The organism is Winogradskyella psychrotolerans (genome assembly GCF_018860545.1).
Lineage (GTDB): Bacteria > Bacteroidota > Bacteroidia > Flavobacteriales > Flavobacteriaceae > Winogradskyella > Winogradskyella psychrotolerans_A.
This window is the reverse complement of sequence record NZ_JAHKPN010000055.1, coordinates 1-14705: the sequence shown is the minus strand read 5'-3', so window position 1 is coordinate 14705 and position 14705 is coordinate 1. Positions and strand designations below refer to the sequence as shown.

Annotated in this window: 8 protein-coding genes; all 8 read right to left on the bottom strand. The window is 34.2% G+C overall.

From position 1 onward, the window contains the following. Window positions 1-5: 5 nt before the first annotated feature. Window positions 6-1535, bottom strand: a complete 1530-nt coding sequence (locus tag KO515_RS18025; RefSeq protein ID WP_215937737.1) for a tail fiber domain-containing protein — start codon at window positions 1533-1535, stop codon at window positions 6-8. An 11-nt stretch (window positions 1536-1546) separates the two neighbouring features. Next, the gene (locus tag KO515_RS18020; RefSeq protein ID WP_215937736.1) at window positions 1547-2959 is read right to left on the bottom strand and encodes a tail fiber domain-containing protein; all 1413 of its coding nucleotides are present in this window, start codon (window positions 2957-2959) and stop codon (window positions 1547-1549) included. 4 nt (window positions 2960-2963) lie between these two features. Further along, entirely contained in the window at window positions 2964-3116 is a 153-nt protein-coding gene (locus KO515_RS18015; RefSeq protein ID WP_215937735.1) for a hypothetical protein, read from the bottom strand. Between the two features lie 305 nt (window positions 3117-3421). Further along, complete coding sequence (locus KO515_RS18010) at window positions 3422-6043, bottom strand: response regulator (protein WP_215937734.1); 2622 nt, start codon at window positions 6041-6043, stop codon at window positions 3422-3424. A gap of 91 nt (window positions 6044-6134) precedes the next feature. Continuing rightward, window positions 6135-7331, bottom strand: a complete 1197-nt coding sequence (locus tag KO515_RS18005) for a DegT/DnrJ/EryC1/StrS family aminotransferase (protein ID WP_215937733.1) — start codon at window positions 7329-7331, stop codon at window positions 6135-6137. Window positions 7332-7410: 79 nt separating this feature from the next. Further along, complete coding sequence (locus tag KO515_RS18000) at window positions 7411-8040, bottom strand: NAD(P)H-dependent oxidoreductase (RefSeq protein ID WP_215937732.1); 630 nt, start codon at window positions 8038-8040, stop codon at window positions 7411-7413. A 139-nt stretch (window positions 8041-8179) separates the two neighbouring features. Beyond that, on the bottom strand, window positions 8180-14137 hold the full coding sequence (locus KO515_RS17995; protein ID WP_215937731.1) for a T9SS type B sorting domain-containing protein: 5958 nt from the start codon (window positions 14135-14137) through the stop codon (window positions 8180-8182). Window positions 14138-14417: 280 nt separating this feature from the next. Beyond that, window positions 14418-14705, bottom strand: a 288-nt coding sequence (locus KO515_RS17990; protein WP_215937730.1) for an OmpA family protein, incomplete at its 5' end; no start/stop codon positions are given.

The following is a 14705-nucleotide window of genomic DNA, read 5'->3' as shown; positions in this document are numbered from 1 at the left end:
ATTTTTTAATGCGTTGATTTAGATTCTATAAGATTTAAGCGTGTTAATAATGCTTCAATAGATTTATCTTGGACTACATCTTTTGCTTTTAGCAATGAATTATCTGCTGTTATTGTTTCTATTAAATCACTTTGCTCATTAATAATACCTTGTTGCTCTTGCAATGCTTTTATAAGTATTGGAATCAGCTCCGTATAAGACAAAGTGATTAAATCTGCTTCTTCAACATAATTGGTAATACTTGGAAATATCTTTTGTACTTCTTGAGAGATTAAACCTAGATTCCGCTTGGTATCTATTTGGTCCTTCATTAAGTAACTTACAGGATTGAGTTGCATCACTTTATGGAGTGTGCCATTTTCTAAAGCAGTGATGTCTTTTTTGGTACTTCTATCAGAAATAGATGAATAATTACCTGTAGATTCACTAAAAAACCCACGATAACTACCATTTCTATACATGGATAAACTTCCATTTGGTCGCGTTTCAAGTCGCCATGTGGACGTAGCATCTGATGAATTTTGAATGGATAGTGGACCACCAGTAATAACTTCACCATTTTTTAAAACTGTTAAAGCGTTACTACTTATGTTTGAACTACTATTACCAATTTCAAATAAAGGATCAGTGGGAATCCACGTTGTTGGGTCTCCACCAGCGACGTTATTTCTACCAATAGCAGTAGAATAGTAAGATTCTGCTATCGTCAAAGCCCCCAATGAAGTTGAGGAAATACCTAAAGCTTGAGTACTTATTCCAAAAGCAGTTGAGTAGTCTCCAGCGGCCACAGTTCCAAAACCTATGGAAGTTGCCCCCTCCCCAATAGCATAATTAGAATTTCCTATAGCTGTTGAACCGTCTCCAATTGCACGAGAGTCTTCACCCGCTGCAATTGAATTTTTACCAGAAGCAGTAGCGTAATACCCCATTGCGGTTGACCTATCGCCAGAAGCAATAGTGTTATACCCCATTGCTGTTGAATAATTTCCAATTGCACCCTTTTGTGATGAAGTCACATGTGAATAGGATAAATCTGTAGCATCCTTACCTATCGGTCCATAATTTGCGGGATCTTGCCCTACCAATCTCCAACCTGTTTTATCTTCCGTACCATCGTTTTCAGTAATTTTCTCTAAACCAGAAACATTTTCTGCAGATAGCGCATAAGGCACAGCCATAAATTGAGTTGTACTGATATCAGTATAATTAGTACCTCCTGTGATATCAATTTGTAGATTCAGCCAATGCGCATTGCTACTCCAATCGATAGTATTAAATAGGTCTGTGGTAGAACCTTTACCAATGTTTAAAATTAGGATTCCGTTAGCATCCGTTGTTGAGGTATGTGTCTCTGTATAAACAGCACTCCCATTTGCTGTGGCTTCACGTATTTGAAACTGAACACCAATAGTTTGGATGGTTAGGACATTTCCCAAATCGTCTTTAATAAGCGCTTTGTAGTTTATGCCTTGTTGGGCAAAACTTGAAACTGTTGCCAATAACGTAACGACTAATGCGATTATAATTTTTTTCATGTTCTTGTTTTTTAATTGCTCGATTTTGCTTCTAAATGATCTAATCGTGCTACTAATGATTTTATAGTTTGGGATTGTTTTGAAATCGATGTATCCTGCACAATATCCTTAGCTTTTTGTGCTTCAATAATGTTTTGTTGCTCTTGCAATGCTTTTATAAGAATTGGAATCAGCTCCGTATAAGACAAAGTGATTAAATCTGCTTCTTCAACATAATTGGTAATACTTGGAAATATCTTTTGTACTTCTTGAGAGATTAAACCTAAGTTACGCTTGGTATCTGTTTGGTCCTTCATTAAGTAACTGACGGGATTGAGTTGCATCACTTTAAGGAGTGTGCCCTTTTCTAAAGTTTTAATATCATTTTTTAAGCGTCTATCTGAGATTGATGAATAAACACCTGTAGATTCACTAAAATAACCACGATAATCACCATTTCTATATAAAGACAAACTTCCATTAGGCCGCGTTTCTAATCGCCATGAGGAAGTGTCGTCTGATGCATTTTTAATTGTTAACGAGCCACCTATATCCAGTTTTTCAGAAATATCTAATGTGCCATTAATACGTATTAAATCGTTATCAAACTCACCATAAATAAGAGGACTATTTGATCTTTCATTATTTATATATAATTTGTCACTTTCTATTATAGAAGTAGGAAGATGGCCTGCTTCATTGCCAATGAATACATTATTATTTCCATAATTAAATTGACCTGACCCATAACCTATCGCAACATTATAAGCTCCTTCTGTTGTATTACTTAAGGCATCCTTTCCAATTGCTGTGTTATTATATCCAATTTGATTATCATGAAGCGCTTCGTAACCAAAGGCAATATTTCCATTTCCTGTTGTATTGTTCTGCATACTTGCGTAACCGACACTAGTGTTTTTATTACCAGTTCCATGATCCTCATATCCAGCAAGTCTGCCAAGAAATATAGAAGAGCCATTATTAGCATTAAAATCATCATCTGATTTTGCATCGAGCAATTGATTTAAGCGATTTACAGCATTGCCAGCTCTTTCAGCATATTTTGCATAAGGAACAGCATTAAATCTAGAAGATCCCATATCTACAAAGCTATTACCGCCATTAATGTCAATTTCCACCTTCAGGAAATAGTCATTATTGCCGAAATCAGAGCTAACGGAAGAAAAACTTGTTACACCTCCAAATGGTGTACCTTCACCAATACTTACGATGACAATACCATTTGCATCTGTTGTTGGTGATTGAGTTTCTTTATATATATCGTTATTGTCATAAAATATGGTGAATCTTAGTTTTACGGTTTGATTTGACAGAATGTTACCATTAGCATCCTTAATAAGTGCTTTGTAATTAAAGCCTCTGTCTTGTCCAAAAATTAAAATTGAAAATAAAAGCCAAAAAAGTAGAGTTAATTTTGTTTTCATAATACTATTTTTTAAAAGTGGTTGTTTTTATAACTTTGTTTTTATGTGTAATTTTTAAAGTATATGTGCCTTTTTCTAAATGGTTGACATTGAGGTAAATTTGATACTCAGGGAAGCGATCTATTTCACCTTTTATACTGTTTGTTTTTTTTACCATTAGAACGATATTACTACTACAGGGAAATAGTATGTAGTAAATGTAGAATGTAAGTTGTGAGAAGGATATTACTTATGTAACAATTGTTATGATTATTGTAACATGCTAGCTATAGCAAGAGATATATGAGCTATGGAAGTGAATTTATTTAGGATTAGTTAGATAAACGCGTCAAGACCGCTTACTTCAACATGTGCAATACGAGACATTTAGAGCCAAGAACCAAGTCTAAAAAGTGAAGAGGAATACAATATTTAGATGAAATGAGAACCTAATACTTCAAATTGATTAAAGTGTCGTTGAAATCAACTACGGTTTGCAAATTCAGTTGGTGTACAATGATAAACTTCTTTAAAACATTTGGTAAAATACGAGTGGTCATTAAAACCAACTGAATAGCCAATCTCTGAAACATTAGCATCGCTCTTTTTAAGTAAGTCAGCAGCTAATTTTAATCGTTGAGAACGCACAAACTCAGTTGCAGATAAACCTGTAAGTGCTTTTAATTTCCTATGTAATTGCATACGGCTCATACCGACGACTTTACTAAAATCTTTAGCACTAAAATTTGGCTCTGTAAGATTTTGATTTAATACAAGTTGTATTTTTTCTAAAAATTGTTTGTCAAAATTAGAAATAGCGATGTCTTTTGGTCTTAAGATTACTTCTTGACTGTAACGTTCGCGTAATTTTAATCTAGAGACAATTAAGTTTTTAACCCTTGCCTCTAATCCTTTTATTTTGAAGGGCTTTACAATAAAATCGTCTGCACCAGTTTCTAAGCCCATAAATTTATCCGTATCATCTGCTTTGGCTGTTAGCAATATAATTGGTATGTGGCAGGTACGCTCGTCTTGTTTTAAGATTTCGGAGAGTTGAAAACCGTTAACTTTAGGCATCATTACATCTGAAATTATAATATCTGGAATTAACTCAATAGCTTTTTCTACGCCTATTTCACCATTAGCTGCTTCAACGACTTGATAGTTATTTTTAAATGCAGTTTTAACAAAAGCTCGTATATCTTCATGATCATCAACAATCAATAAAATGGGAAGGTCTTCGTCTATTATTTGGATAGTTTCATTTTCGGTTTCAACGGTATAATCTTTTTGTTCAGCTATGGACAGGTCTATGGTATCATCTGTTAAATCTTTGGGCTTAAACTGTGATTTTAGAATTGGCAACTGGACGTTAAACACCATCGTTTTACTAGACGTATTTTCTACGGTAATTATTCCATAAGATAAGTTGACTATTTCTTTTACCAATGATAATCCTATGCCAACACCTTCAGTATTTTCATCGGCTTGGTAAAAACGATTAAATATATTTTCAATCTGTTCTTTGGTTAAAACCTTACTATTATTTTCTATATTTAATTGTAACTTATCATCAATAACTGATGCTATAAAATGTATGTTTCCATTTTCAGGTGTATATTTAAATGCATTAGATAAAAGATTTATTACCGTTTTTTCAATCACATCTTTATCAAACCAAACGTTCTCAATTTCTTCAATATTAATCGTGTAATTTATTTGTTTTTGAATGGCTTTATGCTGAAATGAAGATGCCATAGATTTTAATAAAACCGATAAATTTCCTTGACCCACTTTTAGTTTTAAATGACCAGATTCTAACTTCGAAAGATCCAAAAGTTGATTCACCAAATTGAGTAATCTATCAGAATTTCTTTGTATCATCTTAAACTCAGTTCTATCTTCATCATTTAAACCTTTAGAATTTAAACGCTTGTCAATAGGTCCTGAAATTAAGGTTAATGGTGTTCGGAATTCGTGTGATATATTGGCGAAAAGCTTGGATTTAAAACCATCTAGTTCTTGTAATTTTCTGGTTGTTTTTTGTCTGTTTTTAAATAGGAAGAAAAAGAACAAACCTGCAATTGAAGTTAAAACCAAACCACCTAAAAATAAATTCCGTTGATTTATTTTTTGTCCTTCTACTAGCTGTTTTTGTGTTGTAAGTAATTCAATTTCTTGTTTTTTATTTTCAGTTTCATATTGAGTTTCTAAATTTCTAGAAAGAGTTCGATTAGCTCTTTTATTGAGTTCAATTTTCAACATATAAGCGTCCTTATAATATTTACTAGAATTGTTATAATCTCCTATGGCGTCATAACATATAGCTAAATCTCGTAAACAGCGATGATAAATTTCGCCATCATTATTATTAGTTGTTTCAAATAGATCTTTTGCTTCTTCAAGAAAAACTAACGCCTCTTTATATTCTTTTTTATCATACCTTATATAATGACCAAAATAATATTTTGCCTTTGCCATTTCATAATCATTGCCTTTGTCTTCTAAATATAAAATAGCTTTATAGCGAGATTCCTCACCTTTTATAAGGCTGTCTTGATCAAGATAATAGGCAGATTCAATTAAATAAAGCCGAGATATTTTGTCTTCATCTCCATTATTTTTGTTTATATAATATTGAAGTCCTTTATCTACATATATTTTAGCTTCATCAAAACGTTTTGTTAGTTGACAATAATCTGCCAACTTTACATATGCAAGATGTATAGATTCTTGTGAATTTATATCTTCTGCTAGTTTTAGAGCTTCTTTACCAAGTTCATAAGCAACTTGAGAGCTTTCTTTAGTAAATGTCAGTTTAGAAATTTCAGCTCGTTTTAGAATTGCCAAAACAGTCGTAGAATCCTTAATACTATGCTTTTCGGATATTGAATCAATCTTTAATAATATAGGTATGGCTAATGCATAATCTTCACTTTCATAATAATTATTTGCTTGTGCAAAATATAGGTCCGAAAGTACTTCCCAATTTTTATTAGCTTTTGCAAGTTGAAGTAGATAATTTAACGAATCAAGTTTCTTTTTATCTTGCCCATAAAAAATACATGAAACAAATAAAAATAGAATAATGAGCCTGTTTTTCATGGCATATTGATTGCGAAACTTAAAGATACGCAATAATATGAAAATGAAAACCTTAAGACTGTAAGAATTGTAACACTTTAAGTTACATAATTTACAAAAAGATAGATTTTATAATCTTCGCCATTTTCTCAGCACGTGCTTTAACTTCAGCTTCTGTCCAAGATAATTTTATTAAACAAGAAATATTTCGACCGATATAATGATCCGATTGTTCAAAGGTTTTTGTTTGAAGATATTCTAAACCTTCTCTGACTTCTTTTGAAATTGGAAATAAAGATTTCTGATCTTTTAGATGATTCCATTCTTTAATGTAGTGCCAATTGTTTTGGTAGTAATTCCAGCACGCATCGACTCCATTTACTTTAAAAGCTTCAATCACTTTTTGTGAAGATTCTAAATCTGGTAAAAAGAAATTTAAAAACGCATAACTCTCTTCCCCTCCCTTAGGAACAGTTCTAAATGTTACACCTGGTATATCTGCTAATGCATTTCTTAAAATGGTATAGTTACGTTTTTGAATAGAAATAAATTCAGGTAATCGTCTTACTTGTGCTAAACCAACGGCTGCATGCAATTCTGAAATTCGAAAATTATAACCTAAAAACGGATGTGTTTCTGCACCTCTATCATTACCAACATGATCGTGACCATGATCGCTATAATGGTCAGCATTTATATAGTACTCTTTATTATTTGTAACTACGGCTCCACCTTCGCCACAGGTAATGGTTTTTACAAAATCGAATGAAAAACACCCAATATCCGCAATGCTTCCCAATGGTTTTCCTTTGTATGTGCCACCAATAGCTTGACAAGCATCTTCTATAAATAACAAGTTGTGCGTGTTACAAATGGTTTGTAAGGCATCCATATTTGCCATACTTCCACACATTTGAACCACCATTACCGCTTTGGTCTTTGGTGTAATTGCAGCTTCAACTGCTTTTGGATCTAAAGTTAAGGTATCATCGATATCAACTAAAATAGGAATAGCGCCTAACATCATAATAGCCTCAAAACTAGCCACAAAAGTAAAGGTAGGCATAATCACTTCATCTCCTGCCCCAACTCCTGCAGACGCTAAGGCTACAGAGACTGCGGCTGTTCCGCTAGACACCAATTGAACGTGCTTAGATTGAAACGTAGTTGCCAATTCAGCTTCCAATTCTTTAGCTTTCCAATGGCCTTTTCGCATGCCATCAAAACCGTAGCGCATTAATACTCCGTTATCTAAAACATCATTAACTTCTTTACGTTCTAAATCGCTAAATAACTCGAATCCTGGCATAGTGTATTTTGGTTTTATGGTATTTTTTCAGTCGAAAAACAAAGATATCATTTTACCTATTTCAAGAGGTTAAAAACTGCTATAATTCTATAACTGTTTTTGACAAAGGTTGTCTTACTTTTTTAAAATTCGCAAACATATCGTCATCCGCTCTATAACCAACAGGCAATAGCAAAACCGAACTTAAATCATGTTTATCTAATTCTAATTTTTTGTCTAAGGCTTCAGGTAAAAAACCTTCCATAGGGCAACTATCAATTCCTTCTACTGCGCATACCGTCATTAAATTACCCAAAGCAATATACGCTTGGCGTGTTGCCCAACCTACTTTTTTATCATTGTGCATATCGCTAATGGTAGACTTCATTTGTTTTTTAAATGGCTCTAGAATGGCATCAGGTGTATTTCTTATCGCTTTAATTGTTTCAAAATGTGTATTTACATCCTTCTCATCGATGTCATTTTGAATGCATAATACCAACAAATGAGAAGCCTCTACAACTTGACGTTGACCATAAGCGACTTCAACCAATTTTTCTCGTTCTATTTTATCTTCGACAATAACTAGTTTTAAGGTTTGTAAACCATAAGACAAAGCTGTTAAATTAAACGCCTCCTTTAAAATCTCTAATTTTTCTTTTGATAGTATTTTGGTAGCATCAAATTTTTTGGTCGCATAACGCCATTGCAACTTTTCTATAATGGACATTTGTTCTTAATTTTTGTCAAAAATACATAATATATCGTTTCAACTATAAATTGACATCTAGTCGAATATTCTACAATGAAAAAAGCTGAATAACAAAAAACGTTATTCAGCTTTAAACTCTTCTTTTATTTTAAAAATATTATCGCTTCAAAGTAAAATTCGCTTGAAACTCTTTGCGAACACCACTACTCGGCTCATCATATTCTACTGTAAACCAATAATCACTTGTTGGTAAAGCGTTACCATTAAATGTACCGTTCCATCCCTCTCCATCAGGACTCAATTGCTTTAATAACTTGCCGTAACGATCAAAGATGTAAATGATGGCATTACTTCCAATACCTTCAATATTCCACGTATCATTAGTTCCATCTCCATTTGGTGTGAAATACAATGGATAATCGATTACAAAAACGGTTTCCGTAGTAATTCCACAACCGTTTTTATCTCTTGCTGTAATTTCATGCTCTCCTGTAGACACATTCGAAAATATACCTTCATCCTGCCAAGGTCCTCCATCTAAACTGTATTCGTAAACACCAATACCTGTTGCTACAGCTTCTAAAATATGATTATCTGCAAAAGCTTGAGTTACGAGCTCTACAGTTAAACTTGGTGGTTCACTTTCTAAGACTATTGTTGAATCATCATTTTCACAACCTGTAATCAGGTTCGTTATAAATACAGTATAAGTTCCACCTTCTGACGGAGCCAAACTAGATCCTGTTTCACTTAAGACTGTACCTTCAAGAGTCCATATAAAACTATAATCTGCTGTAGATAAACCTGTATCGATTACTAAAGGTTCTAGTATTTCCGTTCCATTGGTATTCAAACAGAGTGTATAGGTGTCTTCTAAGTCAAACTCGGGTAATGGATTCACCTGTAAGGTCAATTCTGCAACTTCATAACAAATCGATGTATCACTACCTGTACCGTCGGGTGTATTATTATCGACTCTTGCATAGATGACTTGCGGGTTAGTAATGTTTTCATACAATGTTGGCAAAGAATTTACATTTAAATCTGCCTCCTCTTGTGTCGCAAAATATGTTACTATGTAATTTAGTGGATCTTGCCCATCTAAAACTTCAGCATCTCTAGTCGTTAAATCAAACTGGGCACTATCGTTGGTGGTATTACCATCAGTTTCCATATTATCATCACAAGTATCAAAAACAATAGGATCCATATTAGGATTCGCTTGTGCTGCTTCTTGAACTTCAATATAAAAACTTTGTGTACTAATAGAACACCCTGTAACCGTATTAGTAATCGTCACAAAAATTTGTTGTGGATTACTACTATTGGTATATAAACTTACCAAACCATTCATTCCCGCTTCGGCATCTGTTAAATTATCGTGATAACTCACTACAAATTGTGATGCATCTTGACCATTTAAAACTTCTTCGTCTTTAATCGTTAGATCAAAATTATCAAAGCCATCGGTGAATAATTCACATTGAATAAAGTCCGTTACAGCGACCACTTCTGGTAATGGATGCACTATGATTGTAAAGTCTACTATGGTATAGCAACCGGTAACGTCATTGGCTACTCTCACGTAAATCTCTTGCTCTGGTATCTCTATATTAGTATATTGTGTTGGGTCTGGTATAGCATTAGTTCCAGATTCAGCATCGTCTAAACTCTCATAGTAGCTTGCCGTAACTCCAGCTTCTCCATTGAGAATTAGTATTTCATTATCGGTTAAATCAAATACTTCTATTCCATCACCTGTATTGAAATCGTCACACACTTCTATGTTCGGTAATTGGTCGCTTGGGGTTGGTGTAGGATTTGGCATAACACGAATCGTTAATGTCACCATATCTGTACAACCTGTATCTGTATCGGTTACTACCGCGAACAATGTTTGTGGATTGGCTATGGCACCTGCAATGGATACATTAGTATAAGCCTCATCATCAACAGGATCTGTTTGATCTAAAGCAGCTACAATGGTTTCATAATAAGCAACATTCCAACTTCCTTCACCTCCGGTAATCTCATCGTTCTTAACTGTTAAATCAAAAACTGTAACTTCATCTGCAACGGCATCGTCACATAATTCTAAAGGTGTTGGCTGAATTGCTTCCGGTGGAAGTGCTACACTAATCTCAAAAGAACCCGTATCAAAACAAACGTTAGCATCATTCTCTAATCGTACCCAAATAGTTTGGAAATTACTTGAATTCGTAAAACTCTCAGGTGTTGATATTGGATTATTTCCTGATAAGGCATCGGCTTCGTTAACATGATAGGTTAAACTGACATCTGTTTGACTCCCTATAATTTCTGAATCTTTAGTAGTTAAATCGAATTGAGCATAACCATCTGCATCTGCATCCGAATCGCAAATTACATATTCTGTTAATATTACAGGAACTTGTGGTGTTTCCAAAACACGCAGCGTTAATGTTCTTGAAATATCATAACATCCTGTAATTGTATTTGTTGCTCTAATATAAATCGTTTGCTCATTCATCACGATGTTGGTGTATGGACTAGCAAAAGCATTACTACCTGTATTAGCATCTTCAAGAGTTTCATGGTACGTAATAGCAACATCGAGCTCTCCACCTATAATTTCGATGGTTCGGTCTTCTAAATCAAAATTTGTAAAACCATCTGTATCATCATCACAAACTTCTAAATCTGCTGGTGCTGCTGGTGAAGGAATTGGATTCACTCGCAACGTTAATGTTGTTAGATTTGTACAACCTGTTTCATTATTTGTGGCTTTTACAAAAATGGTCTGTGGATTCGCTATATTAGAATATGGACTAAAAATTGGATTGGTATTATTATCTGCATCGTCTTGAGTTTCAAAAAAGGTTAAGCCAATACCTGTTTGTCCATTTAATATATCGTCTGAAGCTTCTTCTAGTATAAATGCTTCAATCTCATCTCCAGGATTATTATCATCACAAAGCACTAATGGATCTGCTTGCACTAATACTGGAATGGCATTTACAACTAATTCTAGAGTGGTTAACTTATAACAACCTGAGGTATTATCTTCAACTCTAACCCAAAGCACCTGACTAAAATCATCGCTATTGGTATAATTAGTAGTATTTGTTATTTCATTTATGCCATTATCAGCATCTGTTTCATTTAAATAAAACGTAACTGTATATAATGTTGGATCTGCTAAATTCTCTAGAATCTCTGTTGTTTTACTTGTTAAATCAAACTGCCCATAACCATCTGCAGAACTATCATCGCAAATCTCATAAGGCTCTGGTGTTGTTGCTCCCAATTGTGGAGTTGGATTTACAGCTAAAAGTAAGGTCACAATTGAATCACAATCTGTAGCAATTGTAGAGCTCTCTACACGAGCATACACCGTTTGTGCATTAATCACAATATTTGAATACAGACCTGTAATTGGGTTTACATTATTATCAGCATCTGCCATGGTTTCATGGTAACTCACCGTTAAGGTCGTATCACCACCTGTAATCTCATCGTCTTTTAAGGTTAAATCAAAAATACCAAAACCATCACTATCCGGATCACAATAATCAAGAGGTGTTGGACTATTAGCTACAGGAGCTTGTTCTACAACTAATTCTAAAGTGGTGAAATTGTAACAGCCTGTATTTATATTATCAACGCGAACAACAATAATTTGACCATTACTTGTATTGGTATATAGTGTTGGTAAAGGATTGGTTTCTGATTCAGCATCACTCAGATTTAAATAATAATTTACAGCATAATTAGGATTGCCTCCTGTGATTTCAGAAGTCTTTAAGCTTAAATCGATCTCCGTTAAACCATCTGGCGTACCATCGTCACATACTTGTAATGGAGTTGGTGCAATGGGTGTTGGTAAAGGATTAACAATTAAGGTAAGTGTCGTGATTTCAAAACAATCTGTATTAAAATTATTTTCTGCACGAATATAAATGGTTTGTGTACTGTTCGTATTTGTATATAATCCAGTAATAGCATCTATTCCATCTTCAGCATCAGCTTCGGATTCATAATATGTTACTATAACATCAGTTGCACCGCCTAAAAGTAAAGGGGTTTGTGACTCTAAATCGAATTGTGTAAAACCATCGTTTACAACATCATCACACACTTCAAAAGGTTGTAAAGCGTTCATCGTTGGTGTATCAAACACTTCTAAGTTTAAACTTGAAATATTATAACAGTCTGTTCCATCAGTATCCACACGAACATGAATCGTTTGGTTGTATGCAGACGTATTTTGAAACACTGTTGGATCACTTATTTCTGGTGTACCCGCTTCCGCTTCAGCTTGTGATATATAATACGATACTTCAACGGGTTGTGTATTTCCTGCAATAATATCAGCTTCGACTTGGGTTAAATCAAACGTTCCAAAACCTTGACTATTGGCATCACAACTTTGCAATGCTGGAACTGTATTCGCAATAGGTGCACCAACTACTACAAGGTTAAGGGTTGTATAGTCTACACAACCTAGATCCGTTTCTACACGTACATAAATCGTTTGATTTGCAGACGTACTATTATAAGGAGAAACCAATGCGGTGAGTGGGTTTCCTGCTTCAGCTAAAACTTGAGTTTCATAATACGTTACACTTACATTAGGGTCGTTATTAGAAATCGCTGCACTTTCTAATTCTAAATTAAATTCTGCTGAATTAGGATTTACTCCATCGTTACAAACTAGTAAAGGACTTGGATCTATAACCGTTGGTGATGGATTAACTACAATTGTTTCTGTAATATTCAGTGCAAGTACACAATTTGGAGGTAATGGATTTGTAACTGAAATAATTTCTACCTCAGTATCTACAAGTAAACCAGGTAAGGTTAATGTATAATTACCTGAAGCATCTAAATCGAATGTTTGCGTAGCACCTGAGTCTACAGAATATGTAATAGTGGCATTAGGATCACCAGAAAACTCTAGCTCTCCATCTTCACTTTCGCAAATAGGAGTATTATTACCTATTGTAGGTGTTGTATTTTCATATACAGTTATGGATTCCGAATCCGTCAGAATATTGGAGCAGATTAACACTCCTGAATCATTTAAAATTTGTGCTTCTTCTAAAGTTAAAACAAAATCATCTGAAGGCGATTGAATTATAGTTGCTGTACCTGTGGCATCTAATAAAATTTGTTCTGACGTTCCTCCGTCAATATTGTAAAAAATAGTCGCATTTGGTGAGCCCGAAATTGTAAATGTGACGTCTTCACCTTCACATAAGGCATTACTCGAAGCAGATAATGTGGCTTCAGGAATTTCAGAAACTATTAAATCAAATTCAACTAAAGAATAACAATCTGATCCTGATATTACTTTAGCATATATCGTTTGAGGATTAGAGGTATTAGAATAAATGATAGGTAACGGATTAACACCATCTGTAGCATCGGCTAAATTAGCGTAATACTCAACCGTTTCATTTGCTAAATCATTACTTATACTACTGTTTAAGCTAACTAATGGAAAAACTCCTGTAGGCACTCCTCCAATAACACTATTACTGCACGCTATTTGATCATCAATTTCATTTGGTGCTGGAGGTGCAGGAAAAGCTCCTGTGCCGTCCATTGCTGTACCTGTCCATTCTATTTCAAATCCACCATCTCCTTCTGGTCTATCAACAATAATATAATAAGATTCTCCTGCATTTACATCTAACCAATACACGTAACCATTACCATTAGACCCTGGTCCTGATTGCGTTAAAGTTGTACTTCCATTAATCCCAGTATGGTTATTGGCAAGACCAGCTTCATTAGGGTTGGTAGTTGCACAGCGAATAGGACTTCCAAGGTTAGAACAAATGCGATTTGGTCCATAAACCCAAAAGTCATAATCGACCATAATATCTGGATCATTAGGAATTAAGTCAAAACCTAAGGTACCAGCTTGTACAATATTCACCTCTAACCATAGTGAATTATGCTCCTGACCACCACAAGAATTAACTTCAAAATCATTACCATACCCTGTCGCATTAGACATAAATGTACCATTACCACATACGGTTACGGCATTAACACAGTCATTTGGCTCTTGTGCGTTTGCCTGAAATAAAAATATACTAAAACCTATTAAAAATAAATACCTTTTCATTTGAATTCTTTGTCACAACTTTTAATACTCAGTAATTTACACACATGTGCAATTGGACTATATTAAAAATATCTGTTTAACTTAACAAGCAATTGTTAATTGATTGTAAAAATAAAGTTTTACATAACAATAATAAAACATTTATATCCTATAATTCCCTACCTAAAATAGGTAACAGCCAAGCTAATAATTTGTATAGCTTGACTGTTAATTTAATTTTGTTATTAATCGCTCTACTATGCTTTAGTTTATTACTAACAACTAAAACAATTGGCTTTAATTAACCCTTCACAATCAAAAACTCAGAGCGTCTGTTTTGTGCGTCTTCATCTTCTGTGCAGTTAGATTTACAATCGATTTTTGGTGCTGTTGCTCCCATACCTTTTGCTGATAATCTATCTTTACTGATGCCTTTTGATATCACATACTGCATCGTAGATTGGGCACGTCTTTCGGACAATTTTAAATTGTAATCTGCTTGACCTTTTGAATCTGTATGTGATCTCACCATGATTTTCATCTCTGGATAATCCTTCATTATTTCTACCAATTTATCTAACTCTAAGGC